Annotated in this window: 22 protein-coding genes, 1 tRNA gene and 1 pseudogene; 6 read left to right on the top strand and 18 right to left on the bottom strand. The window is 65.9% G+C overall.

Annotation, left to right across the window (positions count from 1 at the left end):
- Window positions 1–123: 123 nt before the first annotated feature.
- The gene (gene ychF, locus C7R54_RS13780) at window positions 124–1,215 is read right to left on the bottom strand and encodes a redox-regulated ATPase YchF (RefSeq protein ID WP_129150976.1); all 1,092 of its coding nucleotides are present in this window, start codon (window positions 1,213–1,215) and stop codon (window positions 124–126) included.
- 261 nt (window positions 1,216–1,476) lie between these two features.
- On the opposite strand from ychF, the gene C7R54_RS13775 reads away from it, so the two are divergent.
- Window positions 1,477–1,929, top strand: a complete 453-nt coding sequence (locus tag C7R54_RS13775) for a hypothetical protein (protein ID WP_129150975.1) — start codon at window positions 1,477–1,479, stop codon at window positions 1,927–1,929.
- A 117-nt stretch (window positions 1,930–2,046) separates the two neighbouring features.
- Here the strand turns inward: C7R54_RS13775 and C7R54_RS13770 are convergent, their stop codons facing one another.
- From C7R54_RS13770 to C7R54_RS13715, 12 genes and pseudogenes are all read right to left on the bottom strand, one after another.
- Window positions 2,047–3,138 (bottom strand): peptidyl-alpha-hydroxyglycine alpha-amidating lyase family protein, encoded by a 1,092-nt coding sequence (locus C7R54_RS13770; protein WP_129150974.1) that lies wholly within the window; start codon window positions 3,136–3,138, stop codon window positions 2,047–2,049.
- A 203-nt stretch (window positions 3,139–3,341) separates the two neighbouring features.
- Entirely contained in the window at window positions 3,342–4,541 is a 1,200-nt protein-coding gene (locus tag C7R54_RS13765; protein WP_129150973.1) for an ammonium transporter, read from the bottom strand.
- Window positions 4,542–4,724: 183 nt separating this feature from the next.
- Window positions 4,725–5,339, bottom strand: a complete 615-nt coding sequence (locus C7R54_RS13760; RefSeq protein ID WP_204524330.1) for a DUF4276 family protein — start codon at window positions 5,337–5,339, stop codon at window positions 4,725–4,727.
- On the bottom strand, window positions 5,320–6,576 hold the full coding sequence (locus tag C7R54_RS13755; protein ID WP_240039511.1) for an AAA family ATPase: 1,257 nt from the start codon (window positions 6,574–6,576) through the stop codon (window positions 5,320–5,322). Before C7R54_RS13755 ends, C7R54_RS13760 begins: the two co-directional genes overlap by 20 nt.
- Before the next feature lie 114 nt (window positions 6,577–6,690).
- A complete protein-coding gene (locus C7R54_RS13750) occupies window positions 6,691–7,434 on the bottom strand; it encodes a CPBP family glutamic-type intramembrane protease (protein ID WP_129151078.1) in 744 nt (247 codons plus the stop codon).
- Between the two features lie 113 nt (window positions 7,435–7,547).
- Window positions 7,548–8,144, bottom strand: coding sequence for an aminoacyl-tRNA hydrolase (gene pth / locus C7R54_RS13745; protein ID WP_129150971.1), 597 nt, complete (start codon window positions 8,142–8,144; stop codon window positions 7,548–7,550).
- Between the two features lie 170 nt (window positions 8,145–8,314).
- A complete protein-coding gene (locus C7R54_RS13740) occupies window positions 8,315–8,938 on the bottom strand; it encodes a 50S ribosomal protein L25/general stress protein Ctc (protein ID WP_129150970.1) in 624 nt (207 codons plus the stop codon).
- Between the two features lie 161 nt (window positions 8,939–9,099).
- Entirely contained in the window at window positions 9,100–10,050 is a 951-nt protein-coding gene (locus tag C7R54_RS13735; RefSeq protein WP_192903653.1) for a ribose-phosphate pyrophosphokinase, read from the bottom strand.
- Between the two features lie 117 nt (window positions 10,051–10,167).
- A tRNA-Gln gene (locus C7R54_RS13730) sits at window positions 10,168–10,241 on the bottom strand.
- Window positions 10,242–11,213, bottom strand: a complete 972-nt coding sequence (gene ispE, locus C7R54_RS13725; RefSeq protein WP_129150969.1) for a 4-(cytidine 5'-diphospho)-2-C-methyl-D-erythritol kinase — start codon at window positions 11,211–11,213, stop codon at window positions 10,242–10,244.
- A 31-nt stretch (window positions 11,214–11,244) separates the two neighbouring features.
- Window positions 11,245–11,859, bottom strand: coding sequence for a lipoprotein insertase outer membrane protein LolB (gene lolB, locus C7R54_RS13720; RefSeq protein WP_377814483.1), 615 nt, complete (start codon window positions 11,857–11,859; stop codon window positions 11,245–11,247).
- A gap of 14 nt (window positions 11,860–11,873) precedes the next feature.
- A pseudogene (locus C7R54_RS13715) lies at window positions 11,874–13,743 on the bottom strand (tetratricopeptide repeat protein).
- A 40-nt stretch (window positions 13,744–13,783) separates the two neighbouring features.
- Between C7R54_RS13715 and mutM the strand changes: the two are divergent.
- The 3 genes from mutM (at window position 13,784) to fahA (ending at window position 17,383) form a co-directional block, all read left to right on the top strand.
- Entirely contained in the window at window positions 13,784–14,611 is an 828-nt protein-coding gene (gene mutM / locus C7R54_RS13710; protein ID WP_129150967.1) for a bifunctional DNA-formamidopyrimidine glycosylase/DNA-(apurinic or apyrimidinic site) lyase, read from the top strand.
- Window positions 14,612–14,683: 72 nt separating this feature from the next.
- Window positions 14,684–15,982, top strand: a complete 1,299-nt coding sequence (hmgA, locus tag C7R54_RS13705) for a homogentisate 1,2-dioxygenase (protein WP_129150966.1) — start codon at window positions 14,684–14,686, stop codon at window positions 15,980–15,982.
- 66 nt (window positions 15,983–16,048) lie between these two features.
- Window positions 16,049–17,383 carry a fumarylacetoacetase gene (gene fahA / locus C7R54_RS13700; protein WP_129150965.1) on the top strand — a complete coding sequence of 445 codons (1,335 nt, stop codon included), beginning with the start codon at window positions 16,049–16,051 and terminating at the stop codon, window positions 17,381–17,383.
- A gap of 36 nt (window positions 17,384–17,419) precedes the next feature.
- On the opposite strand, the gene C7R54_RS13695 is transcribed toward fahA, so the two are convergent.
- Window positions 17,420–18,154 carry a FadR/GntR family transcriptional regulator gene (locus tag C7R54_RS13695; protein ID WP_129150964.1) on the bottom strand — a complete coding sequence of 245 codons (735 nt, stop codon included), beginning with the start codon at window positions 18,152–18,154 and terminating at the stop codon, window positions 17,420–17,422.
- Window positions 18,155–18,320: 166 nt separating this feature from the next.
- On the opposite strand from C7R54_RS13695, the gene C7R54_RS13690 reads away from it, so the two are divergent.
- Window positions 18,321–19,172: an NAD-dependent epimerase/dehydratase family protein gene (locus tag C7R54_RS13690; RefSeq protein WP_377814704.1), complete on the top strand. Its 852-nt coding sequence runs from the start codon at window positions 18,321–18,323 to the stop codon at window positions 19,170–19,172.
- Window positions 19,173–19,180: 8 nt separating this feature from the next.
- Here the strand turns inward: C7R54_RS13690 and C7R54_RS13685 are convergent, their stop codons facing one another.
- From C7R54_RS13685 to C7R54_RS13670, 4 genes are all read right to left on the bottom strand, one after another.
- A complete protein-coding gene (locus C7R54_RS13685; RefSeq protein ID WP_129150963.1) occupies window positions 19,181–19,969 on the bottom strand; it encodes a phosphatase PAP2 family protein in 789 nt (262 codons plus the stop codon).
- Window positions 19,970–20,038: 69 nt separating this feature from the next.
- Window positions 20,039–21,349 (bottom strand): sensor histidine kinase, encoded by a 1,311-nt coding sequence (locus C7R54_RS13680; RefSeq protein ID WP_129150962.1) that lies wholly within the window; start codon window positions 21,347–21,349, stop codon window positions 20,039–20,041.
- Window positions 21,346–22,047 carry a response regulator transcription factor gene (locus C7R54_RS13675; RefSeq protein ID WP_377814705.1) on the bottom strand — a complete coding sequence of 234 codons (702 nt, stop codon included), beginning with the start codon at window positions 22,045–22,047 and terminating at the stop codon, window positions 21,346–21,348. The genes C7R54_RS13680 and C7R54_RS13675 overlap by 4 nt, the downstream gene beginning before the upstream one ends.
- Before the next feature lie 99 nt (window positions 22,048–22,146).
- Entirely contained in the window at window positions 22,147–23,562 is a 1,416-nt protein-coding gene (locus C7R54_RS13670; protein ID WP_129150960.1) for an FAD-binding oxidoreductase, read from the bottom strand.
- A 373-nt stretch (window positions 23,563–23,935) separates the two neighbouring features.
- Here C7R54_RS13670 and C7R54_RS13665 point away from each other — a divergent pair, with 373 nt between their 5' ends.
- Entirely contained in the window at window positions 23,936–25,333 is a 1,398-nt protein-coding gene (locus tag C7R54_RS13665) for a phosphomannomutase/phosphoglucomutase (RefSeq protein ID WP_192903652.1), read from the top strand.
- Window positions 25,334–25,423 lie beyond the last annotated feature (90 nt).

Below are 25,423 nucleotides of genomic sequence, written 5' to 3'. Positions count from 1 at the left end.
GCCTTGGCGCCACAACCCTGCTCGGTGCCGGGCTAGGATGTCGCGGCCAATCTGCCAGTACAGTCCCACCAACCCCCGATTGGCCGCCAGCGCCGCACGCTTCCGTTGCGCCTGCGCGTCCTCTCAGACGTTGAACAGGAAGTTCATCACATCCCCATCCTGCACCACATACTCCTTCCCTTCCGCCCGCATCTTGCCTGCTTCCTTGGCCCCCTGCTCGCCCTTGTAGGCGATGTAGTCGTTATAGGAAATCGTCTGCGCGCGGATGAAGCCGCGTTCGAAGTCGGTGTGGATGACGCCAGCCGCCTGCGGGGCGGTGGCGCCGATGGGGACGGTCCAGGCGCGCACTTCCTTCACGCCGGCGGTGAAGTAGGTTTGCAGGCCCAGCAGCTTGAACGCCGCACGGATCAGGCGGTTCAGGCCGGGCTCTTCCATGCCCATGTCGGCCAGGAATGCCGCCCGGTCGGCGTCGTCGAGATCGACGATCTCCGATTCGATGGCCGCGCAGATGGCCACGACCGGCGCATTGCGGGCGGCGGCGAATTCCTTCAGGCGATCCAGCAAGGGGTTGTCGTTGAAGCCGTCATCGCTCACGTTGCCCACGTACATGGCCGGCTTGGACGTGATGAAGCACAGCGGCGCCAGCAGCGCACGGTCTTCCGGCGAGAAATCCAGCGCGCGCACGGGCTTGGCCTGGTTCAGCTGGGCGATGCACTTTTCCAGCAGGCCCACCAGCTTCTGCGCTTCCTTGTCGCCGGAACGGGCCGTCTTCTGGTGACGATGCAGGGCCTTTTCGGCAGTCTGCAAGTCGGCCAGGGCCAGCTCGGTTTCGATGACTTCGATGTCGGCGATGGGGTCGACCTTGCCGGCAACGTGGATCACGTTGGGATCCTCGAAGCAGCGCACAACGTTGACGATGGCGTCGGTCTCGCGGATGTGCGACAGGAACTGGTTGCCCAGCCCTTCACCCTGGCTGGCGCCAGCGACCAGGCCGGCGATATCGACGAACTCCACCGTCGCGGAGAGGATGCGCTCCGGCGAGACGATTTCCGCCAGCTTCTGCAAGCGCGGATCAGGCACTTCCACCACGCCGACATTGGGCTCGATGGTGCAGAAAGGGTAGTTTTCCGCCGGGATGCCGGCCTTCGTCAGGGCATTGAAGAGGGTCGATTTGCCGACGTTGGGCAGGCCGACGATGCCGCATTGCAGAGCCATGGAAATCCTATAAGTATCAACGCACCGGCGAGCCCGGCACGATCGCGCCGCCGGCCTGTCCGCTGTTCGTCGGCTTCCCCAGGCAGCAGCCTGGAAACCGAAACGCGGATCTATAAATCGGTGCCGGATCGGACGTCAGTCCAGTAAACCGGGCATTTTAACCGAGCGCCGGGATACCCCAGCCATACCGGCACGCCGTGGGGGAACGCACTCAAACCCAACGACACCCATCCAGTTCGTTCAAACGCCAAGAACTGGACCATGAAGCAATCCAAATTCGTCATCACGCAGGTCTCCGCCTGCGGTCCGCAGCGATTGGCCTTGGCCTTCGAGGACGGGTATGCGGCAGTCGTCGATCTGGCCGGCACTGTCAAGAAATACCCAAGCCTCGCGCGTCTCATGGACCGCAAAGTGTTCGCCACGGTTGCGCCGGACGACTGCGCGCTCGGCGTCATCTTCGCAAATGACGATGATCTAACCCTGGCGAGCGACAACCTGCGCGCGCTTGCACTGGAGCAAGCCGGCGAATATTCTCACCAGTCCGTCATCGCCTGGATGCACCATAACAACCTCACGCTTGACGCCGCCGCGCAAGCGCTGGGTATCAGCCGCAGGATGCTCGCCTATTATCGCCGCGGCGAAAAAACCGTGCCCAAGACGGTAGGTCTGGCTATGCTGGGCTGGGATACGCTGCAAAAGCGCAAGGCGGCATAGAGGGTAAGAAGCGCCATCCATCGCTTCCGTGTAGCGTACCTACTCCGTCAGGCCGCGTTCACCTTCCCCACGGCAAGCCAGCCGGCGGCGGCCCCGGGCCGCGCGCCGGCGCCTACCTTACGGCTTCGGACTCAAGGTCAGCTTCTGCACACGCCAGTTGAGCAGTTCGCCCACGTATAGCGTGTTCTCGCTGGGGCAGGCGATCTCGTGGACCCAGCCGAACTGGCCCGCATTGCGGCCCGAGCTGCCGAGATAGCCCAGCAGCTTGCCGTCCAGGCTCAGCTTGTAGATACGGCCGGGATAGGCGTCGGAGGTATAGAGTACCTGCTGCTTGCCGGGCACCTTGGGCGTGATGCACAACGTCCACGGCGCACCGGGAAACATGGTGGCGACGCCGCCGGCCTCGGGGTTGGGCTTGTTGCCGTACAGCTGCTGGGCGTCGGCTGGCGCCGGCAGGTCGATGGTGATCGAGCGCAGGTACTTGCCGTCGGGGTCGAACACCTGGATACGCCGGTTGCCGCGATCCGCCACGTAGACATGGTCCTCGGCGTCGGTGGCGATGGCGTGCAAGGTATTGAACTGGCCCGGCTCCGAACCGAACGAGCCCCAGGACTTCAGCCAGCGACCGTCGGGGCCGATCTTGGCCACCCGCGAGTTGATGTAGCCATCGGAGATATAGGTATTGCCCTTGGAATCCCAGGCCATGTCGGTAACCTGGCGGAAAGCGCCGTCGACGGCGGGCAGGGGCGGCTTGGGGTGCTCCAGCGGATGGGCGCCCTCGTCGCTGGCCTCGGGCTTGCGGCCAAAGGTCCAGACCACCTCGCCTTCCCTGTTGAACTTGATGACCATGTCCGAACCCTTGTCGGCCGCCCAGATATTGCCTTGGGGATCGACGCGAACATCGTGGGCGAAGGACCAGGCGTAGAGATGCGCGCCTATCTCGCGCACATACTTGCCGTTCTGGTCGAACTCCAGCAACTGGGCCGCCGCCGCACCATAGGCCGGCCCGTTCGTGTTGCCGCGCTGATAGACGTAGATATGGCCAACCTTGTCGACCGCGACGCCCGATACCTCGCCCAGGTGCTGCCCGGCGGGCATCTTGATGGGGTTGGTCGCCTTGAACGGTATTGCCTGTGGCTCCGTCGCGGCAAGCGCCAGAACCGGCCCCAAGGTCAATGCGGCAATGAGCAAGGATTTCGTCTGTTTCATGCTTACTCCTCCTGGACCTGCGTTGTGATGAAGCACCACTTATCGTTCTTCAGGCATCGGAGTCGTATATCAGCGGAGTTCTGACGAAAACCTGTATGGGGAGTATGGCCCGGCAGGACGGGAGGCGCACGCCTCGACGTGCACCCTCCTTTTGACCGACGGAGCGGCTTAGGCTTAGTTCACCAATTCGCTCACCGATTCGTTCACCAATTCGTCTCGCGTTCCGGCGTGGACGAGATACGGTGTATGGACAGGTCGGCGCCGTTGAATTCGGCTTCCTGGCTGACGCGCAGACCGACCAGGGCCCGGATGGCGCCATAGACGATGAAGCCGCCCAGCGACGCGACGACGACGCCGAAGACGGTGCCTGCCAACTGGGCGCCGAACGATACGCCGCCCAGGCCGCCCAACGATTGCAGGCCGAAGATGCCGGCGGCAATGCCGCCCCAGGCGCCGCACAAACCATGCAAGGGCCAGACCCCCAACACGTCATCGATGCGCCACTTGTTCTGCACCCTGGTGAACATGTAGACGAACAACACGCCCGCGATAGCGCCGGTCGCCAACGCACCCAGCGGATGCATGACGTCCGATCCCGCGCACACGGCCACCAGGCCGGCCAGCGGACCGTTGTAGGTGAAGCCGGGGTCATTGCGCCCCACCGCCCACGCCGACAGCGTGCCGCCCGCCATCGCCATGAGCGAATTGATGGCAACCAGGCCGCTGATCTTGTCCAGGGTCTGCGCGCTCATGACGTTGAACCCGAACCAACCCACCGCCAGCACCCACGCCCCCAGCGCGAGGAAAGGAATGTTCGACGGCGGATGGGCGGCGATGCGGCCATCCTTGTAACGCCCGCGCCGCGCGCCCAGCAGCACCACGGCGATCAACGCGACCCAGCCGCCAAACGCGTGCACCACCACCGACCCCGCGAAATCATGGAAAGGCACCCCCGCGACTTCGGTCAGCCACTGCTGGAGGCCCAGATGACCATTCCACACGATGCCTTCGAAAAAGGGATAGACGAACCCCACCAGCAGGAAGGTCGCCGCCAGTTGCGGATTGAAGCGCGACCGTTCCGCGATGCCGCCGGAGATGATCGCCGGAATCGCCGCCGCGAACGTCAGCAGGAAAAAGAAACGCACCAGCTCATGGCCATTCTTCACCGCCAGCGCTTCCGCGCCCGTGAAGAACTGCACGCCGTACGCGATCTTGTAGCCGATGAAGAAATACGCGATGGTCGACACCGCGAAATCCACCAGGATCTTCACCAGGGCATTGACCTGGTTCTTCTTGCGCACCGTGCCCAGCTCAAGAAACGCGAACCCCGCATGCATCGCGAGCACCATCACCGCGCCTATGAGAATGAACAGCGTATCGGCCGCCGATTTCAACGTATCCATAGATGCCATCCGGCCCGGCGGATCGCGGATGCGTCCATGCTCCGGGCCTGCCTGTCTCCAGAAAATGCGCTCCGGACGATACACGAGAGCGCCTGAAAATATGTTGAGTCGACTTGGGAATGAAGGCTAACTGTTGCGTTGCCGCAGCGATCAGAACGTCCGCGTATCCCACACCCCCGGACATCACTGAGTTTGTAACGCGCCAAACCGTCGATCCCAATCCCCGCACAACTTTCTGAACGACCGACAGCGGTCATAGGCTTGCTGCAGATCCATTCTCGCAACGAAAGCTGGCTGATCAGTGGTTTCACCATACGAGCGATTGGCCATGCGCTCCCGCAACCACCCTTTTGCGTCACGCGGTTGCTCCGGATCCATACGTAAATCGTGCGCGCCTATTCTAAGTCCCCGGTGGCCTTCAAGGGACGCTGCTGCGCCTATGAACCACGCCTCAAACTCCCTATTCGCCAGAACGACAGACACCGACCTATGCGGTAGGACGGTCCGAGCGCGAGCCAAGATACCAGGGCCATGCGCTGCAGGGCAGTCATCATCGGCGTCCAGAAGAATGACCACCCACCCGTCCAACCCGCTTTTCCCGCCGGCAAGTCGTAGATAGCGGTCAAACTCCTCTTCGCGGTTGAGAAAGCGGTCTTTCTTCACCCTTATGGGAGGCTGCACGTCCACATGAATTTCTGGCGTACGCCAGGCAGCAATTCGACGCAATAGCTGCGGAAAAGCAGTCGTTTCTCCATGCCCTTCCACGATGCTGACCACGCTATTCAACGAGCCCTCCATCGAAAAGGGACACTTGGCGGGGTGACTGCTTTTCCAGGACTTCCGGGTCCGGCTGCAACTGCCCCAACTTGAGCAATTCGCCCGCGGAGAAAAGGTGACTTCTTATTGCATCGCGGGAAGCGGGATCGATCGAGGCAATTTTTGTTTCACCATCATCCGAGACCACGGCAAGTATTTGGTCATCCCGCACAGACGCATCGTCCAGTAATTCGGGACTATGGCTGGTCACGATAATCTGGGTATGCTCCGATGCCCGCTGCAGCGCTTCCCTCAATGCTGCGCTCGCAGCCGGGTGCAGTGCGGTCTCAGGCTCTTCGATGCCGATCAGCGTCGGCGAGAAATCCTGATTGCCCTGAAACAGCGCGGTTAATACGCCCAGTGCCCGCAATGTTCCGTCCGACATATTTTGCGCCTGGAAGCGCCATGGGTCTTTTGCTCCACGCACGTCTTGCCGAAACTCCATTGTCTCCATCGGTCCGACCTGCACCCGTCTTACCGTGTGAACCCTCGGCACGACTGTTTGCAGGTACTCCTCGATCACCCGCAGCGCTGCGGGATGTACCTTTTCCAAATGGCCAATCACGGAAACGATATTTTCCCCTTCCGACTTCAAGAGGCGTCCTTCTTGTGATTTTTGGAGTTCTCGCATCAGCTTCGGGTTCAAATTGTAGAAACCCATGCTGCTAAGCGCATCGAAGATCGGGCGAAATGCAGTTAAACCGGAAATGGCGACCAAGGCGAGGCGATCATTGGCCAGCGCCGGCAATACTGACTCGCTGCTCTCCTTTACCTCTCCACGCTCGACTCGATAGTAGGGGCCTTTCCCCCACTCCCCCCAGGTGCATTCTTCCTCTTGCACCTGAAACCCGCGATTCTTCACAGCAGCTATCTCAAATGCGTAATGCCCGGCGACACCGTTCAACTGGAAATCGAGCCGTATCCCGAAATGCGTCGGGTGACCACCCGAATGTCGACGCACCTCGGCAAGACCGCCGCGAACGTTGAGTGCTTGGTCAAGGGAGCTTGTCAGCGCTTCGGATACGAAATGCAAGGCATCTACAAAATTGCTTTTCCCAGCGCCATTTGCGCCAACCAAATAGGTCAACGCGCCGAGATCCACATTGCACAGGCCTATGCTTCGATAATTCCGCAGAACCACACGCGTAATAAACACGGGTGCCTTCATTGCCTTGTTTCCCATATCATCAAGCTCGCGCGCAACGTTGTCTTTTGCCATCGGGGATGATGCCATACGAAGGGGAAAAGACCATTCTGCCCTGAGCTATATCCTCAACGACCCTATCGCTGAAATATCAGACTGATCCGACGCGGCTCAAAGGCCTGCCGGTACTCAGCTCGCCAGCTCCGGCGCCCACCTCACCAGCGCCAACACCAGCAGCACCGGCCCCGCATTGAACATCATATGCATCAGCACCGACGCGCCTATCCCGCGCCGCACGCGCATCCAGCCCAGCACCAGTCCGGTCAGCCATTGCGGCAGGACCAGCACGGGCATCAACCAGAGCAGGGTATGGTTGAGCGTGAAATTCCCCAGGTGCAAGGCGGCGAAGGTGAGCGAGGCCACATGGAAGACCAGGGGGAAAAACCGCACATAGCGGCGGCGCCATCCCCAGGACCACCCCTGCCCCGCCTGCCGGGCGCGCTGCCGGGTCCACACGCTGGCGCCGACCACCAGGGCCGCCAGCGGCAGGCTCCAGGCGGTCGGTCCCTTGAGCATGGGCGCCAGCATCAGCGGAACCAGCCACAAGGCTTGCCCCGGCCGCCGCAAGAAATACCGGAACACCATTTCCTCGACCAGCGGCGCCCAGAAAATGGCGACCATCCAGGGGATATTGCCCGACTCCAGCCGATGATGCGCGCCGCCCATGGTGGCGACCTTCAAGGCCAAGGGCCCCAGCACCAGCAGATTGAAGGCCCACAGCATGACCACCCAGGCCAGCACGCGGCGCAAGGTGGTCTGCGGCACCCAGTCCGCGCCTATGCCGACAATCGGCGCATGGGGCGGCAGATGGCGCAGCGTCGGCCGCCGCACGAAGCGCAGGAAGTCCTTGAAATCGTCGCGCAGGCGAGGCATCCCGCCACGCCCGCCGCTGGCCGCGGATCCCGCCGGTCCGCCAGCCGGGCCGCCATGGCCTGGCGTCGACAGCGGTTCGCCGCTCACGGACTGCCGCCGCGGCCGTTCGGCGCTCACGCCTTGTTCTCCCGGTGCAACTGCTGGGTTGCCTTGGTGAACTCGCCGTCCAGCAGTTGAGGCATGACCGCGCGGCAGCGGTCGATGACCGACTCGATGCCCGTCAGCTCCTCGCGGCGGGGCGCATGGAGCACGAAATCCGCCACCTGCTGGGCCAGGCCCAGCGTACGGGGATGGCCTATGCCCAGGCGCAGGCGCCAGAAGTTCGGGCTGCCTAGCGCGGACTGGATGTCACGCAGGCCGTTATGACCCGCATGGCCGCCGCCCTGCTTGAGCTTGACCTCTCCCGGCATCAGGTCCAGCTCATCGTGCAGCACGAGGACCTGTTCCGGCGTGAACTTGAAGAAACGCGCCAGCGCGCCGACCGCCTGGCCAGACTTGTTCATATAGGTCATGGGCTTGAGCAGCACGACATTCTCGCCGCCGTGGCGCGCCTTGGCGACGAAGCCGGAAAAGCCCTTTTCCATCGCGAAAGTGGCGCGCAAGTCGTCGGCCACATGGTCGGCCAGCCAGAACCCGGCGTTATGCCGGGTCGTTTCGTATTCGGGACCGGGATTGCCCAGCCCGACGATCAAACGTATGGGAGTAGACATGGTAGAAGACCTGGACGTCGCGCGCGCTTGCGCCGCGACGGCATGCAATGGCCGCTATCAGAACATGAAAAACCCCGCGGTGGAAATCCACGCGCGGGGTCGGGTACTGCGTATCGCCTTGCACTCGGCAGCGCGGCCCGCGAAGGCCGCGCCGTTGGCCGGCGTCGGGCTTAGGCCTGGGGCGCGGCGTCGCCAGCGGCTTCGCCGGCATCGGCGTCTTCAGCCGGGCCGCCCTTGGTCAGGGCCGAGGCCAGCACCGGGTTGGCGTCACCGCCGTGCGACACGTAGGTCACGCCCTTGGGCAGGGTCACGTCGGCCAGGTGCAGCGAAGCGCCGGCTTCCAGCTTGCTCAGGTCGGCCTCGATGAACTGGGGCAGGTCGGCCGGCAGGCAGCTGACTTCGATTTCGGTCAGCACGTGGGTGATGATGGCGCTGCTCAGCTTCACGGCAGGCGACACATCGGCGTTGACGAAGTGCAGCGGCACCTTGGTGTGCAGGGCCTTGCTGGCGTCGACGCGTTGGAAGTCGACGTGCATCACTTGCGGCTTGTACGCGTGCCATTGCACGGCGCGCAGCAGCACCTTCTCGGCCTTGCCGCCCTGGACTTCCATGTCCAGGATGGAGGAGTGGAACTCTTCCTTGCGCAGGGCATGGTAGATCTCGTTGTGGTCGAGCTCGATGTTCAGGGGCTGGGTGCCGACGCCATAAACGATGGCGGGAACGCGGCCCGCGCGGCGCAGGCGGCGGCTCGCACTCGATCCCTGGACGCTACGCGTGGTGGCATTGAATTTCATGGAAAACTCCAGACTGGCTAAGTAAATGGACGCCGAAACGTCCGGTTGTGAACACGGACCATCCATGACGGTCCGAGTGGATCACCCCGTGCCGCGACCAGCGCGAGGTGGAAAACTTGCTGTCCGGGCCTGATCGAGCGCCTGGGACAGGGGGTACCGGTTCAGTCCGCGAACAGCGAGCTGACCGATTCCGCGTTGGAAATGCGCAGGATGGTTTCACCCAGCAGGCCGGCGCAGGACAGTTGGCGGATCTTCTTGCCCGAGCGCGCCGCTTCCGACAGCGGGATGGTGTCGGTGACGACCAGTTCATCCAGCTCCGAGCCTTCGATGCGCTCGACCGCGCCGCCCGACAGCACGGCGTGCGTGCAATAGGCGTACACGGCGCCGGCGCCGCGCTCTTTCAGCGCCTGCGCGGCCTTGCACAGCGTACCGGCGGTGTCGACCATGTCATCCATGATGATGCAGGTGCGGCCGTCGATTTCGCCGATGATGTTCATGACTTCCGACACGTTGGCGCGCGGACGCCGCTTGTCGATGATGGCCAGGTCGGCTTCCAGCTGCTTGGCCAGCGCGCGCGCGCGCACCACGCCACCGATGTCGGGGGAAACCACGACCAGGTTGGAGAAGTTGCGGCGCCAGATGTCGCCCAGCAGGATGGGGCCGGCGTAGATGTTATCCACGGGAATGTCGAAGAAACCCTGGATCTGGTCCGCGTGCAGGTCCATCGTCAGCACGCGGTCGACACCGGCGACCTGCAGCATGTTGGCCACGACCTTTGCCGAAATGGCCACGCGCGCCGATCGCGGGCGGCGATCCTGGCGCGCATAGCCGAAATACGGAATGGCGGCGGTGATGCGGCCCGCCGACGCACGGCGCAGGGCGTCGACCATGACCATGATTTCCATCAGATTGTCATTGGTCGGGGCACAGGTGGGCTGCAGAACGAAAACGTCCTTGCCGCGCACATTTTCATTGATCTCGACCATCACTTCGCCGTCGGAGAAACGGCCGACCGTCATCTTGCCCAGCGACATGTCCAGGTGGTTGGCGACGTCAACGGCGAGACGGGTATTGGCCGTCCCCGTGAAAATCATGAAGCTGTCTTTTGACATGATGCGAGTGCAAAGATCGCGAAGATCGTTTTGGTCGAAAAACAAAAAAGCTGCTGAACCTTGGCCTCTGGCTATACGGGCGAGTTCAACAGCTTTTTTATATAAATTCGTGAGGGGCTGGGGAGGAAGGATTCGAACCTTCGCATGCCGGAATCAAAATCCGGTGCCTTAACCAACTTGGCGACTCCCCACTAGCTAGCAATCCAGTGCCTGAGCGGATGTTCGGTCAAACCAGGGCAGGCCTGCAATAACCGGAACCGCGGAGGCGATTCTTGCGTCGCTTGCGACGTACTGGCTGAACCAGCGACGCGCATTGTAGCGGCAATTTCACGCTGCGCCAAAATCGCTTTTTCGATGCTGTCGAATTCGGCAAACAAGCAGGCGCCGGACCCTGACATACGCACATCCAAACCGCGATCCTTTTCCTGATTCTCCGACGCACGTCCCGTTCCCGACAACCACCGCGCAGCCCGGGAAACTTCCGGAAAGCGCCGGTAGACCACCGGTTCCAGATCATTGCGGCCGAAGTATCCTCGGGAGGGTTGCCCCCGGTGGAAATAAGGCGAAGCAAGAAAGTCCGCTATTGTGATCAGTTTCGTGTCCCTTGTCAAATCCGGATCGGAAAAAACAACAGGCGTGGGCACGCTGGCGTCCGGCTGCGCGACCAGGTAGGCCCGCGACGGCAGCGGCACCGCCGACAACGCCTCGCCCACGCCCTCGGCGAATGCCGACTGACCGAAGACGAACACGGGCACGTCCGCGCCCAGGGGCAAGGCCAGCCGCATCAGTTCCGCGCGGCTCAGCCCCGTCCCCCACAGCCGGTTCAGGGCGATCAGCGTGGATGCCGCATCGCTCGATCCGCCGCCCAGGCCGCCACCCATGGGAATGCGCTTCTCCAGCGCGATGGTGGCGCCCTGGCGCGTCCCTGTGGCCGCCTGCAAGGCGCGCGCGGCACGCACGGTCAGGTCCTGTTCCGGATCGACGCCGGCCAGCGGCTGGTCGCGCTCGATGCGGCCGTCGGCGCGCGCGGTGAAATGCAGCGTGTCGGCGAGATCGATGAAGCGGAATACCGTTTGCAGCAGGTGGTAGCCGTCGGCGCGACGGCCCACCACGTGCAGGAAGAGATTGAGCTTGGCGGGAGCGGGAACGTCGTAGAGATTCACGGATGGCCCCCGCCGGCTGGAAAGCCGCGCATCAGGAGTCCGGCGTGACGACCAGGCGCAGGACGATGTTGCGGTCGGCTTCGCGCCGCTCCAGCACCAGCAACTGCGGTCCCAGGTCGTCATAGCGCGACAGGCGCGCCGACCAGCCGCCCTGCTGGAACGCCGCCACCCGCTGCTGATCGTCGCGCTGCACGTCCTGCGCCGGCGGTTGCGGCGCAAGGCGTCCGCGCAACCAATCGCGCAAGCCGGAGACCGGCACGCGGCTGCCCAGGGCGTCCTGCGCCAGGGCATCTGGATCGCTGGCCTGCAAATGCGTGCCATCGGCCTTGTCGAGCGTGGCCATCCCCGGCCGGCCCTCCACCCGCGCCTGCGTCGATCCCAAGGGCGTGGTCAGGTCCAGCACATAGCGGCGGCCATCGTCGAGCCAGGAGAAGCCGCCCTGCAGCGCGTTCTGGCGCCCGTCATCCTGGTTGACCGTGAGCGCGAAACGGCCCACCCGTGAAAACTCGCCGTGCGCGCCCGTGCCGGCGATGCGGTCGGGCGTCACGCAGCCCGCCAGCGCACCGCACAGCAGCGTCGCGGCGGCGACGCGCCATTGCAGCCAACGAGGCGCCCGCCGCGCCACGCGCGCGGCCGCGGCGTTCACACAGCCCGCCGCAATCACAACTTGACCCCCAGGCGCGTGATCACCTCGCGCAGGACCTTGTTGCCGGGTTCCTTGCGCGACGCGTTGCGGAATACCGTCGTGGCCTCGTCGCGCCGGCCGCTGGCCCACAGCACCTCGCCCAGGTGGGCGCCGATTTCCGCTTCGGGTCGCTGCGTATATGCCCGTTGCAGATAGCTCAGCGCGGCGGCGTTATCGCCCATCCGGTATTTCACCCAACCCATGCTGTCCATGATGTATGGATCGTCCGGCGACAGGTCCAGCGCCTGGGTAATCAGGTCCAGCGCCTCCGGCAGCCGCACGTTGCGATCGGCCAGGGTGTAGCCCAAGGCGTTGTAGGCGTGGGCATGGTCCGGATCGAGCGCGATCACCTGGCGCAGCAGGCGTTCGAGATCGGCCAGCTTGTCCTTGCGCTCGTAGAGCATGGCCAGTTCGTACTTGATCTCCACCGTGTCCGGCATGGCCTTGTCGGCGCCCGACAGCAGGGCAATGGCCTGGTCGGTGCGGTCGGCGTCGCGCAGGATCTGCGCCTTGGTCAGCACGCCCAGCACCCGCTCTTCCTCGTCCTGCGGCTGCGCGCGGTCGACCATCGCCACGGCGTCGTCTATCCGGCCCTGCTTGGCGCGCAGCGAAGCCTGGCGCATGCGCGCCTGGTAGCGCATCGTCGGATCGTCGATACGGCCGAGCTCGGCGATGGCGTCGTCATAGCGGCCCTGGTCCTCATCGATGCGGGCCAGCAGCACGCGGGCATCGGCCGCCGCCGCGGTGGCGTCGGTGGCGCCCGGCACGATGGCGCGCTGGCGCTGGCTCTGCACGTCCAGGTACTGGCGCAGGTAGCTGCGCGCCTGGTCCAGGCGGCCGGCCTTGTAGGCCAGCTGGCCTTGCATGAACATCAGGTCGAAATCTTCCGGGGAGCGGCGCGACATCGCCTGCAGCTCGTTGAGCGCGCCGTCGTAGTCGTTATGTTCGGCCAGTTGCGCGGCCAGCATCAGGTGCAGCTTGCGCGCGTCGGGATGGCGCGCAAGAAAAGCGCGGGCATCGGCCGCGGCGCGCTGCGGGTCGACCTTCATGCCATATTCCAGCACGCGCTGCGCGGCGGCTTCGGACTTGGGATCCGCGGCCAGCGCGGCGCGCGATTCTTCCAACGCGCGGGCGTTGTCGCCCGCCGCCTGCGCCACATCGGCCAGCGCCAGATGCGCCACCGGCAGCTTGCGCGTGGCGGGGCTCAAGGCTTCATCCAGGATCTGCAACGCCAGCTTGCGGTCGCTGACACGGCCCAGCACCGCCATGGTCTGCGCGATGGCGGCCTGCTTGTCCTTGGCCTCGTCGATGCGCGCGCGCAGCGCCGGCCCCAGGCCCTTGGTCTGGCCGTTGGCCGCGGCCAGCGCCAACTCGGTCGAGCCGGCTTCCGGATCGTTGGGCGCCAGGCGCGCCCAGATGCGCGCGGCGTCCAGCGCACCCTTCAGGTTGCCACCAGCCAGGTAGAACTCCAGCGCGCGCCGCGCGACGCGCGGATCGCTGGTGTCTCGCGCCAGGCCCAGCATCGTCGACGCTGCCGTGCCGTACATGCCCCGCTGCGCCGCGATCTCGGCGGCCACGATCCGGTAAAAGATATCCGAGGTCAGTTTGACGTAAGGCAACTGGCCTTCGCGCAATCGGATGACATCGGTTTCCGGCTGGCGAGCTCGCGGCGGCGTCTTCGGCCGGTCAGCGGCCTGGGCAGGCACGGCCTGCAATCCCGCCAACGCCAACGCCAGCGCGGCTAACCCGAATTTCATTTGCATAAGCGACGACTTCACGCGTCCCGTCCGGTTGATGGCACAATCTGTACACGCAACTGTTCATCTTACACTGGCTATGACCCATTCTCACGGAATGGCCGCCATCCGCCAGTGTGATTAGCCCTATGCCAGAACTGCCTGAAGTCGAGACCACAAGACGCGGAATCGACACTGTCATGACAGGCCGGCCGCTGGTCCGCCTGGTCGTCCGGGAACCGCGCCTGCGCTGGCCTGTCCCGGCCGACCTGCCCGCCACGCTTTCCGGCCGCACCGTCCTGGAATGCGGACGCCGGGGGAAGTATCTACTGCTGCGCTTCGAGCATGGCACCCAGATCGTCCACCTGGGGATGTCCGGGTCCCTGCGCCGCGTGCCGGAGGCCGAAGCGCCACGCCGCCATGACCACGTCGAATGGGTCTTCGACCATGCGGTGCTGCGCCTGCACGATCCGCGCCGTTTTGGTGCAGTGCTGTGGCACCCGGCCGGCGACGGCCCCATCGAATTCCACCCCTTGCTGGCCAAGCTGGGCATCGAGCCCTTCGATCCGCGCTTCGGCGGCGCCTGGCTGCGTGACCAGTTCCGCGGCCGGTCGGCGCCCATCAAGCAGGTGCTGCTGGCGGGCGAGGCAGTCGTCGGCGTGGGCAATATCTACGCATCGGAAAGCCTGTTTCGCGCTGGCATCCATCCCCGCACGCCGGCTTGCCGGCTTTCCATGGCACGCTGTGACAAGCTTGCCGCCGCCATCCAGGCCACCCTGGGCGACGCCCTGGCGTCGGGCGGCAGCACCTTGCGCGACTATGTCGGCGCGGGCGGCGAACCCGGCAGCTATTTCGACATCCACGCCGCCGTCTACGAACGCGAGAACCAGCCCTGCCGGACTTGCGCCACGCCCATCCGCCGCATCGTGCAAGGACAACGCGCCACCTACTATTGCGTCCGCTGCCAGCGCGCCTGACTCCCCGCCCCTGGCGCCGGAAGGGCAGGTCAAGCACAATCAGGCGCGTCATCACCTCTACGCGAGACGGACATGGACCTGCACTACCAGACGGGCTTCGGCAGCAGCTTCGCCACCGAAGCGCTGCCCGGCGCCCTGCCGCAAGGCCGCAACTCGCCGACCCGCTGTCCCTACGGGCTTTACGCCGAGCAGATTTCCGGCACGGCCTTCACGGCGCCGCGGGCGGAAAACCGGCGCAGCTGGCTCTACCGCATCCAGCCGGCGGCACGCCACGAACCGTTCGAACCGCTGGCGCGGCCGCCCCGCTGGACCAGCGACGCCGCCGCCTACCCGGCCACACCCAATCAGCTGCGCTGGAGCCCGGCGCCCATGCCGGACGATCCCACCGATTTCGTCGATGGGGTCGTCACCCTGGGCGGCAATGGCGGCCCTGACGAGCAAAGCGGCGTGGGCATACACCTCTACGCCGCCAACAAGTCGATGGCGGACCGCTTTTTCTACGACGCCGATGGCGAGCTGCTCCTGGTGCCGCAGTCGGGCCGGCTGCTGCTGGCGACCGAGCTCGGCAGGCTGGAGGTCGCGCCGCAGGAGATCGCCGTCATTCCGCGCGGCATACGCTTTCGCGTCGAACTTCCCGACGGCCAGGCGCGCGGCTATCTGCTGGAAAACTTCGGCGCGCCGCTGCGCCTGCCGGAGCTTGGCCCCATCGGTTCGAACTGCCTGGCCAATGCGCGCGACTTCCAGACCCCGGCGGCCTGGTACGAAGACCGCGCCGGCGACTTCATGCTGGTCGGCAAGTTCGCCGGCGATTTCTGGCAGGCCCGTATCGACCACTCGCCGCTGGACGTCGTGGCATGGCACGGCACGCATGCCCCCTACAAGTACGACCTGCGCCGCTTCAACGTCATCGGCTCGATCAGCTTCGACCATCCGGACCCGTCCATCTTCACGGTGCTGACCTCGCCTTCGGATACGCCCGGGACGGCCAACGTGGACTTCGCCATCTTTCCGCCGCGTGTCCTGGCCATGGAGGACACCTTCCGCCCGCCCTGGTTCCACCGCAACGTCGCCAGCGAGTTCATGGGCCTGATCCACGGCATCTACGACGCCAAGGCGGAAGGCTTCCTGCCCGGCGGCGCCAGCCTGCACAACTGCATGAGCGGCCACGGACCGGACGCGGACACCTTCGAAAAGGCCTCGCGCGCCGACACTTCGCAACCGCACTACATCCGCGACACCATGGCGTTCATGTTCGAAACGCGCCGCATCATTCGCCCCACGGCGCAGGCGCTCGCGTCGCCGCAACGCCAGGCCGATTACTACACATGCTGGCAAGGGCTGCGCAAACATTTCACGCCCGACCAGGCATGAGGCGGTCGCTCCGCCCCGATACGCACCCGCAACGCACGCAACACACGCAACGCAACAGCGAACGCCATGCAACTGAACGAAACCCACGACCCCACCCTGCGCAGCTGGGTCCCCGGCGCCGATGATGCCGACAGCGATTTCCCGCTGCAAAACCTGCCCTATGGCACCTTCCGCCACACCGATGCCGAACCCTGGCGCGCCGGCGTCGCCATCGGCCGGCATATCCTCGACCTGGGCCGCCTGGCGGCCTCCGCGCCCTTCGACGGCCTGGCAGGGCAAGCGCTGGCCGCCTGCGCCGCCGCCGAGCACGACGGCCGGCTCAATGGATTGATGGCCCTGGGCGCGGACCACTGGCATGCGCTGCGCTTGGCGTTGTCGCGCGCCCTGCGCGCCGACGCGGGACAGTCCGCGGGACGCCCGCTGCTGGAAGCCGCCCTGCGCCCCATGGCCGGCGCCCGCCACGCCACGCCGGCACGTATCGGCGACTACACGGATTTCTATATCTCGCTGCACCACGCGACCGCGGTCGGCCGCCAGTTCCGGCCCGAGCAGCCGCTGCTGCCCAACTACAAATGGGTGCCCATCGGCTACCACGGACGCGCCTCCAGCCTGGGGGTGTTGCCCGCGTTCCACCGCCCGGTGGGCCAGACGCGGCCGCCGCGCGAAGACGCGCCGCCCGTCTTCGGCCCCAGCCAGCGCCTGGACTACGAGCTGGAAATGGCGATCTACATCGGCCAAGGCAATCCCCAAGGCCGTCGCATTCCGATCGAGGATGCCGAAAACCATGTCTTCGGCCTCGGCCTGCTGAACGATTGGTCGGCCCGCGACATCCAGGCCTGGGAATACCAGCCCCTCGGCCCCTTTCTGGGCAAGAGCTTCGCCAGCACGATTTCCCCCTGGATCGTCACCCTGGAAGCGCTGGCGCCTTTCCGGGCGCCGCTGCACCGTCCCGCCGGCGACCCCGCGCCGCTGCCTTACCTGGCCTCGGACCGCAACGCCGCGGCCGGCGCTTTCGATGTGCGGTTGCAGGTCGACCTGAGCACCGAGCAATCCCGCCGCGCCGGCCATCCCGCCGCCACGCTGTCGCGCAGCAATTTCCGCGATGCCTATTGGACGGTGGCGCAACTCGTGGCGCACCACACGGTCAATGGCTGCAACCTGCAAGCCGGCGATTTGCTGGGCACCGGCACGCTGTCCGGCCCGCGGCCGGAGGAAGCCGGTTCGCTGCTGGAGCTGGCTGAAGGGGGCAAATCGCCGCTGGCGCTGCCGTGGGGCGAGACCCGGGCTTTCCTGCAAGATGGCGACGAGGTGCGGCTGTCGGCCCATTGCGTCGCGCCGGACCGCCGCCGCATCGGCTTCGGCAGCGCGTGCGGCCGCGTGCTGCCGGCGGACTGGGCGTAGGCCGGGCGCGGCCCGACCGAACGCGGCCCGGCGGCCTCAACGTTCCTGCGCGCGGCGCAGGCGTTCGCGGCTGTTGCTCAGGTGCGTGCGCATGGCGGCACGCGCCGACTCGGCATCCTGGCGCCGGATTGCTTCGTAGATATCCTCATGCTCCAGGTTCACGCGCGCCAGGTAGGACACGCGGTCCTCGTGCGCCAGCTTGGCCGAATTGATGCGGGTGCGCGGAATGATGGCCGCGCCAAGGTGCGACATGAGGTCCGCGAAGTACTTGTTCTGCGTGGCCTCGGCCACCAGCAGGTGGAAACGGAAGTCGGGCGTGACGGTATCGCCGCCCGGCACCAGCGCGGCGCGGAACTGGTCCAGCGCTTCGCGCATGTGCGCCAGCTGTTCATCGGTGCGGCGCGCGGCGGCCAGCCCGGCGGCCTCGCTTTCCAGGCAGATACGCAACTCCAGGATGACGACGATATCGCGCACCGTGGCGATGTCCGCCGGGTCGACACGGAAATCCCCCATACCGCTGGGCTTCAGCGCATAGGTTCCCACCCCATGGTGGGTCTCTACCATGCCGGACGCCTGCAGGCGCGACAGGGCCTCGCGCACGACCGTGCGGCTGACGCCGAAGGCGCGCATGATTTCGGATTCGGTGGGCAGTTTCTCTCCCGGCACGATCTCGCCGTTGCGGATCTGGTTGGACAGGCTGTCCACCAGCTCCTGGGCCAGGCTGCGGGGTCGACGACGCGCGGGCACGACGGCTTGTACGTTATTGGTCATCAGGCATCTTCCCGGTCGCGGTGCGCTTGACTGCGTTCTGAAGCACTCATTATATCGCCCAGCGTTGTACGATGACATATAAGCGCCTGCACAGAACCCTGGCCGCAGCCCGTGTAAACCCGTGCCGCCGCGCACCGCGGCCAACGCTAGCGAGGCAAGCTCCGTGATCCCGACGGCATCCCCCTCTACCTGCCCTACTCCCTCTACCTCCTCTACCGCGCCGCGCTGCGCGCGCCTGTTGCTGACCGGCGCCGGCGGCAACCTGGGCAAGGTGCTGCGCACCCGCCTGCGACCGTATGCCGATACGCTGCGGCTATCCGACGTCCGCCCCCTGGACCCCGCCGGCCCGGGCGAGGAAGTCATTCCCTGCGACCTGGCGGACGCCCGGGCGGTGGATGCGCTGGTCGATGGCGTCGACGCCATCGTGCATATGGGTGGCGTGTCGGTGGAGCGGCCGTTCGAGGAGATCCTGCCCGCCAACATCCAGGGCGTATACAACCTCTATGAATCCGCGCGCCGCCACGGCGTCAAGCGCGTCGTATTCGCCAGCTCGAACCACGTGACCGGCTTCTACCGGCAGGGACAGGTCATAGACGCCGACGCGCCGGTGCGGCCAGACGGCTATTACGGCATCAGCAAGGCGTTCGGCGAAAATCTTTCCCGCTTCTATTACGACCGCTACGGCATCGAAACGGTCTGCCTGCGCATCGGCTCGTCCTTTCCGGAGGCGCAAGACCGCCGCATGCTCATTACCTGGCTAAGCTACGACGATCTCACCCGGTTGATCGCGCAGTCGCTGTTCACGCCGAACGTGGGGCACACCATCGTCTATGGGGTCTCGGCCAACAGGGAAAGCTGGTGGGACAACTCGCGCGCGACCCACCTGGGCTACGCGCCGCAGGACAATTCCGAACCCTTCCGCGCGAAGGCGGAGGCGCAACCGCCCCTGGCGCCCGATGATCCGGCGGCACGCTACCAGGGCGGCGCCTTCGTCAAGGCAGGGCCCTTCGAGTCATGAACCATGAGTCATGAATCATGGGTCGCGCCGGCCCGGGTCGCGTATCCGCGGCAGGCCGGCTCGCCCTGGCCGCCCCGCCGGCGACGGGGCCGCACCAGCACGGGGTAGAACAGCAGGCTGGCGATGAACCACATGACCGCGGCGGACCACAGCGTCTGGCTGAGGAAGTGCGCGCCCTGGGCGATGCGCACCAGGGAAAAGCCGATGCCCGCCACGATGCCGATGGTCAGGCCCGCCCAGCGCCACGCGGGGCGGCCGGCGGCCCAGCCCGCGAAGTACAGCGACAACAGCGCATAGCCGGCGCCCGCGTGCCCGCTGGGCAAGGCGCCGCCGCCTTCGCGCCGGCTGGCCGCCCAGAAATGGTCGGGGTACGGCGCATAGCCGCCGAACAGGCTCAGTTCATAGGGGCGCGGCAGCGCGGTGTAATGCTTCAGCTGACCTATCACCACCTGCCCCAGGGCACAGGTCAGGGCCGTGGCCCACAGGACGCCCCGCCAGGGCCGCAGCACCGGCAACCAGCGGCTGGCCACCGCGGCGCCGGCCGCCGCCACCGCCATGCCCACGGGCGCCACGAGCACCAGCCGATGCCCGAGTATTTCCAGGGCGCGCGACGCGCGGTAAGGAAACGCATGGGCCTGGGCGTCGTAGAACCAGCGCGCCACGGTCAGGTCCAGGCCGGACAGGTTGACAGCCTGCGCGCAAAAAACCAGCAGCAGGGTCACGGCCAGCACCTGGCCGATCAGGTAGGTCTGGTGACGCTCACCCGGCTGCCGGTAATGGGGGTTGGAAGTGACCATATCGGGTTGCCTCGACAATCAACCCGACAACGTAACCCGTCCCCCATGGAATAATCGTCAAATCACCGGTCAGAAACGCAGCGTGAAGCAGGTGCCCCGGTCCTCGCCTTCCGTCGTCGAATGCACGGACAGTTGCCAGGCCTGCATGTCGCAAACCCGCTTGGCGATGGCCAGCCCCAGGCCCCGCTCAAGCGCGGCGGCCGCCTCGGGCGAGTCGGTGCCGCCATTGCGCATGTCGCGCAGGCGCACGCTGTAGTAACGGTCGAACACGAAGGGCAGGTCGGCCGCGTTGATGCCCTTGCCGTTGTCGCGCAACTCCAGGCCGTCCTCCACCGCACTGACGCTGAGCCGCGCCGGCGCCGCATGCTCGATGGCGTTGCGAATGAGATTGCGCAGCACGGTCAACAACGCATAACGGTCCAGCGTGCGGACATTGCCCGGCGCCAATTGGTCATCCAGCACCAGGCCCGCCTGTTCGGCATGCGCCTCCAGGCCTTGCCAGGCGGCGTGCATGCACTCGCGCAGGTCGACCGCCTCGGGCGCGCGCAATTCGTCGCGCGCCATGGCGCGCGCGCTTTCCAGCGCCGCGGTCACGCTGTCGACATTCTTGACGACGCGGGTAAGCCGGGTACGCTGGTCATCGCTGACCTGGCCCAGCAGCATCAACTCGCCGTCGCTGCGGATGGCCGCCAGCGGCGTGCGCACCTCGTGGCTGAGATTCGCCGCGAATTCACGTTCGCGCGCCAGCGAACGGTCCACCTGGTTCTGCACGCGGTTGAACGCCTCGACCAGGCGGCCGGCCTCGTCATTGCGCTCCACCGCCAGGTCGGGCGAGCCCGGGGCCCACTTGGCCAGCTGGTCCGTCAGGTTCAGCATGGGGCCGACCGCCAGTTGCGCCACCTTGCGCGCCACGCCGTAGGCCGCGATGACACTGATCACGCCCAGGCCCAGCAGGATGAGACCGAAATCGAACACCCGGTCTTCGTTATCGGTGGCGTCGTAAAGGACAAAGAACTTGCCCTGCGGGGCGCTCGCGATCACCACATGCCAGGTTTCCACCCCGGGTTCGACCAGGTGCAGCCCCGGACCCAGGTTATGTATCGGTTCCGGGATGTCGGGGTTGACCGTGCCCGGCTTCTCCAGCCAGGCGCGCATGGTGCTGCCGAGATCCAGCGGCCCATGCTCGGGCATGACCACGGCGCCGTCCTGCAAATGGGAGATCTGGCGCTGGGCCTCGGTGGTCAGGATGTCGTTGACCAGGTCGTCTTCCATCTGGTCGAACGTCAGGTAGGCCAGCACCACCAGGGCGGACACGAAAATCGCCACCAAGCCGGTCAAGGCCCAGGTCACCCGCTGGGTCAGGGTACTGCCGCCGTTCATGCGCCCGTACCGTCGACCAGCAAGCGCCAGCCCGTGCCATGGACGGTTTCGATGCCGTCATAGCCGGCATCGTTCAAGGCCTTGCGCAACAGGTGCATCTGGCTGCGCAGCGCGTCCGAGGACGGCGGCTCGCTACCCCACAAATGGCTTTCCAGTTCGCTGCGCGACACCACGCGGCCCGCATCGCGCAGCAAGGCCTCGATGATCATGACGGACTTGCGCGTCAGGTGCACCGGCTTGCCCTGCACCGCCACCACCCGGGTGCGGCTGTCGTAGCTGAGCGCGCCGCAGCGGCGCACGGGGTTGGCCACGGCGCCGCTGGCGCGCAGGATCAGCGCGTTCAGCCTGGCCTCCACCTCCGCCAGTGCGAACGGCTTGGTCAGGTAGTCGTCCGCGCCATGGCCAAAGCCGGCCAGCTTGTCGTCCAGCTCGTCGCGCGCCGTAAGCATCAGCACCGGCACGGGCAACATGTGCTCGGTACGCATCGCGCGCAGGACGGAATAGCCGTCCATGCCCGGCAGGCCGACGTCCAGGATGACGGCGTCGAAGTGCTGCGAAGTCAGCATGCCCAACGCGGCGCGGCCGTCATAGGCGGCGTCCGGCACGAAACCGCGCTGTTCCAGGTAGCTGTATAGATTGCCGGAGATGGTCGCGTCATCCTCGACGATGAGGATGCGATGGTGCGGAGTATCGGTCAGGGCCATGTCGACGTTATCGCGTTGAGCCGGGCGCCGCCGCGATCGATGCGACCGTCGCGGCCGGCTTGCGGCATGAAACGGAGTTGCGCCGTCCACGCATCATACGCGGACGACCTTGCCGGGGTTCATGATACCGTCCGGATCCAGCGCCTGCTTGATCCGGCGCATCAAGTCCAGCTCCAGCGGGTCCTTATAACGGGTCAGCTCCTCGACCTTGAGCTGCCCCACGCCATGTTCGGCGCTGATGGAGCCCTGGTGGGCATGCACGCTGTCGTGCACCACCTGGTAGATGCGCGCTTGCAGGGCCAGCAGGTCGGCTTCGGCCTGGCCCGGGGCGGGCGCCACGTTGTAATGCAGGTTGCCGTCGCCCAGGTGGCCGAAAATCACATGGGTGACCCCGGGAAAATTCGCCTGCAGCAGGCCGTTGGTCGTGCGCACGAATTCGGCGATGCGCGAAATCGGCACCGACACGTCATGCTTCACCGCCTTGCCGAAAGCCGCCTCGGCCAGCGGTATGCTTTCGCGCAGATGCCACAACGCGCGGGTCTGCGCGACGTTCTCGGCGATGGCCGCATCGGTGGCCAGGCCGGCCTCCAGCACCTCGCCCAGCACGTGCTCGAAGCGTTCGCGCGCATGGGCCTCGCTTTCGCTGTCCGACAATTCCAGCAGGGCGAACCATGGGGACTCCGCCGATGCGCCGCTGAACGGCAGGCGTTGCTGGGGATACAGGCGCACCACGCCTTGCAGGCAGTAGCCGGCCATCAGCTCGAAGCCCGTAAGCATGGCGCCGAAACCGGCGCGGGCGCGCGACAGCACCTGCACGGCTTCTTCCACGCCCGGCAAGGCCAGCAAGGCCGTGCAGCGGGCCACGGGCAGGGGATAGAGCTTCAGCGTCGCCGCGGTGATGATGCCCAGCGTACCTTCGCTGCCGATGTAGAGATCGCGCAGGTCGTAGCCGGTGTTGTCCTTGCGCAGGCCGCGCAGGCCATGCCAGACGCGGCCGTCGGGCGTGACCACCTCCAGCCCAAGGGTCAGGTCCCGGGTATTGCCATAGCGCAGCACCTGGGTCCCGCCGGCATTGGTGGCGAGGTTGCCGCCTATGCTGCAGCTACCCTCGGCCGCCAGGCTCAGGGGAAACAAACGGCCGGCCTGCTCGGCCGCCTGCTGCACGGCCTGCAGTATGCACCCTGCCTCGACGGTGATCGTATCGTTGTCGGTATCGACGGAGCGGATCCGGTTCAGCCGACCCAGCGACAGGAGCAGCGTGCCGCCCTCCTGGTCCGGCGTGGCGCCGCCGCAAAGACTGGTATTGCCGCCTTGCGGCAGCACCGGCACGCGATGGCGGGCGCACAGGCGCACCACGGCGGCCACCGCCTCCGTATCGCCAGGCCTGGCGACGGCCAAGGCCTTGCCCTGGTAGCGGCCGCGCCAGTCGAGCGTATAGGAATCGGTATCCCCGCCCGTCAAAACATGTTCGGGACCCAGCAAGGCCCGCAACTCATCCAGGAATGTCATCGACCACCGCAACGGTTATGGTCCCCCCCGGACGCGCCGCGCTTACGGCGCATGGCCGGGACGGACTGGAAATGTGGCGCTATTGTAGGACGAGACGCGCCCACCATGGCTGAGCATGCGGCGGCCGCCAGCAACGCCCCGTCAGGATTGTCGAACTCGGACACAACGACAGCGCACGCTTCCGTGTAACAATCCCCGTGTCCCCTGCCGCTGGCGCGGCGCCGCTTCCCCCGAGGCGATCGCGACGGATCACCCCGCAAGCCCTTCCCCTCGTCCGTCAGGACTAGGACGCACGCGGCGGTCAATCCGGGATGGCGCCGCCGGCAATCGGGGATAATGCCCTTTTCATCGCACCCTGGAACAAGGAATCAACGTGGCTACCGCGTCGACTATTCCCGCATCGATTTTCAAAGCCTACGACATCCGCGGCACCGTGCCGGACCTGTTGAACGCCGGCTTCGCCCGCGAGTTGGGCCTGGCCCTGGCTGCGCGCGCCCGCGCCCTGGGCGTCGGCGAAATGGTCATTGGTCGTGACGGCCGCCTCAGCAGCGAGGAATTGGCGCTGGCCCTGCAAGAAGGGTTGAACGCCGGCGGCGTGGATACCGTGGACATCGGCGAAGTGCCGACGCCGCTGGTCTACTTCGGCGCGTACACGCTGAAGACAGGCTCCGGCGTGGCCATCACGGGCAGCCACAACCCCCCTAAATACAACGGCTTCAAGATGATGCTGGCCGGCGCAGCCCTCTACGGCGACGGCATCCAGGAACTGCGCAAGGCCATGGAAGCCGCCGGCGGCAAGGCCCCCGCCGGCGTCACGCCCGGCAAGCGCCGCACGCTGGACCTGGTCGAAACCTATTTGCAGCGAGTGGTCGGCGACGTCAAGCTGGCGCGCCCGATGAAGATCGCCATCGATTGCGGCAACGGCGTGGCCGGCGCCATCGCGCCTCGGCTGTTCCGCGCCCTGGGCTGCGAAGTCACCGAGCTGTTCTGCGAAGTCGACGGCAACTTCCCCAACCACCATCCCGATCCGGCCGATCCGCACAACCTGGAAGACCTGATCCGCTGCGTGCAGACCACCGACAATGAAATCGGCCTGGCCTTCGACGGCGACGGCGACCGCCTGGGCGTGGTCACCAAGTCCGGCCAGATCATCTGGCCCGACCGCCAGTTGATCCTGTACGCCCGCGACGTGCTGCAACGCAATCCGGGCGCCACCATCATCTATGACGTCAAGTGCAGCCGCCACGTCGGCCTGGCCGTGAGCGAGGCCGGCGGCAAGCCGCTGATGTGGCAAACGGGCCATTCGCTGGTCAAGGCCAAGCTGGCCGAAACCGGCGCGCCGCTGGCCGGCGAGATGAGCGGCCACATCTTCTTCAAGGAACGCTGGTTCGGCTTCGACGACGGCTTGTACACCGGCACCCGGCTGCTGGAAATCGTCTCCCGCGACGCCAACCCGTCGGCCGTGCTGGAGGCGCTGCCGCAAGCCATCTCCACGCCCGAACTCAAGCTGGAAATGAACGAAGGCGAACCCTTCGCCCTGGTCAAGGCGCTGCAGGAAAAGGGCAAGTTCGACGGCGCCATCAACGTGGTGACCATCGACGGCGTGCGCGCCGAATATCCGGACGGCTTCGGCCTGGCGCGACCGTCGAACACCACGCCGGTGGTGGTGCTGCGTTTCGAGGCCGACACGGACGCCGCCCTCAAGCGCATCCAGGATGACTTCCGCAAGCAGCTGCAACTGCTCAAGCCGGACGTGAAGCTGCCGTTCTGAGCGCGAGCGCGAACACGCGCCCCGGTCGGTGAAAAGCCCCGCGCCAGGCAGGCTGGCGCGGGGCTTTTTGTTTTGGGCCACCGGCCATCC

Source organism: Achromobacter aloeverae (assembly GCF_004121055.1).
GTDB lineage: Bacteria > Pseudomonadota > Gammaproteobacteria > Burkholderiales > Burkholderiaceae_B > Bordetella_C > Bordetella_C aloeverae.
The sequence above is the reverse complement of the archived record's forward strand: the minus strand, read 5'-3'. Positions and strand labels throughout refer to the sequence as shown.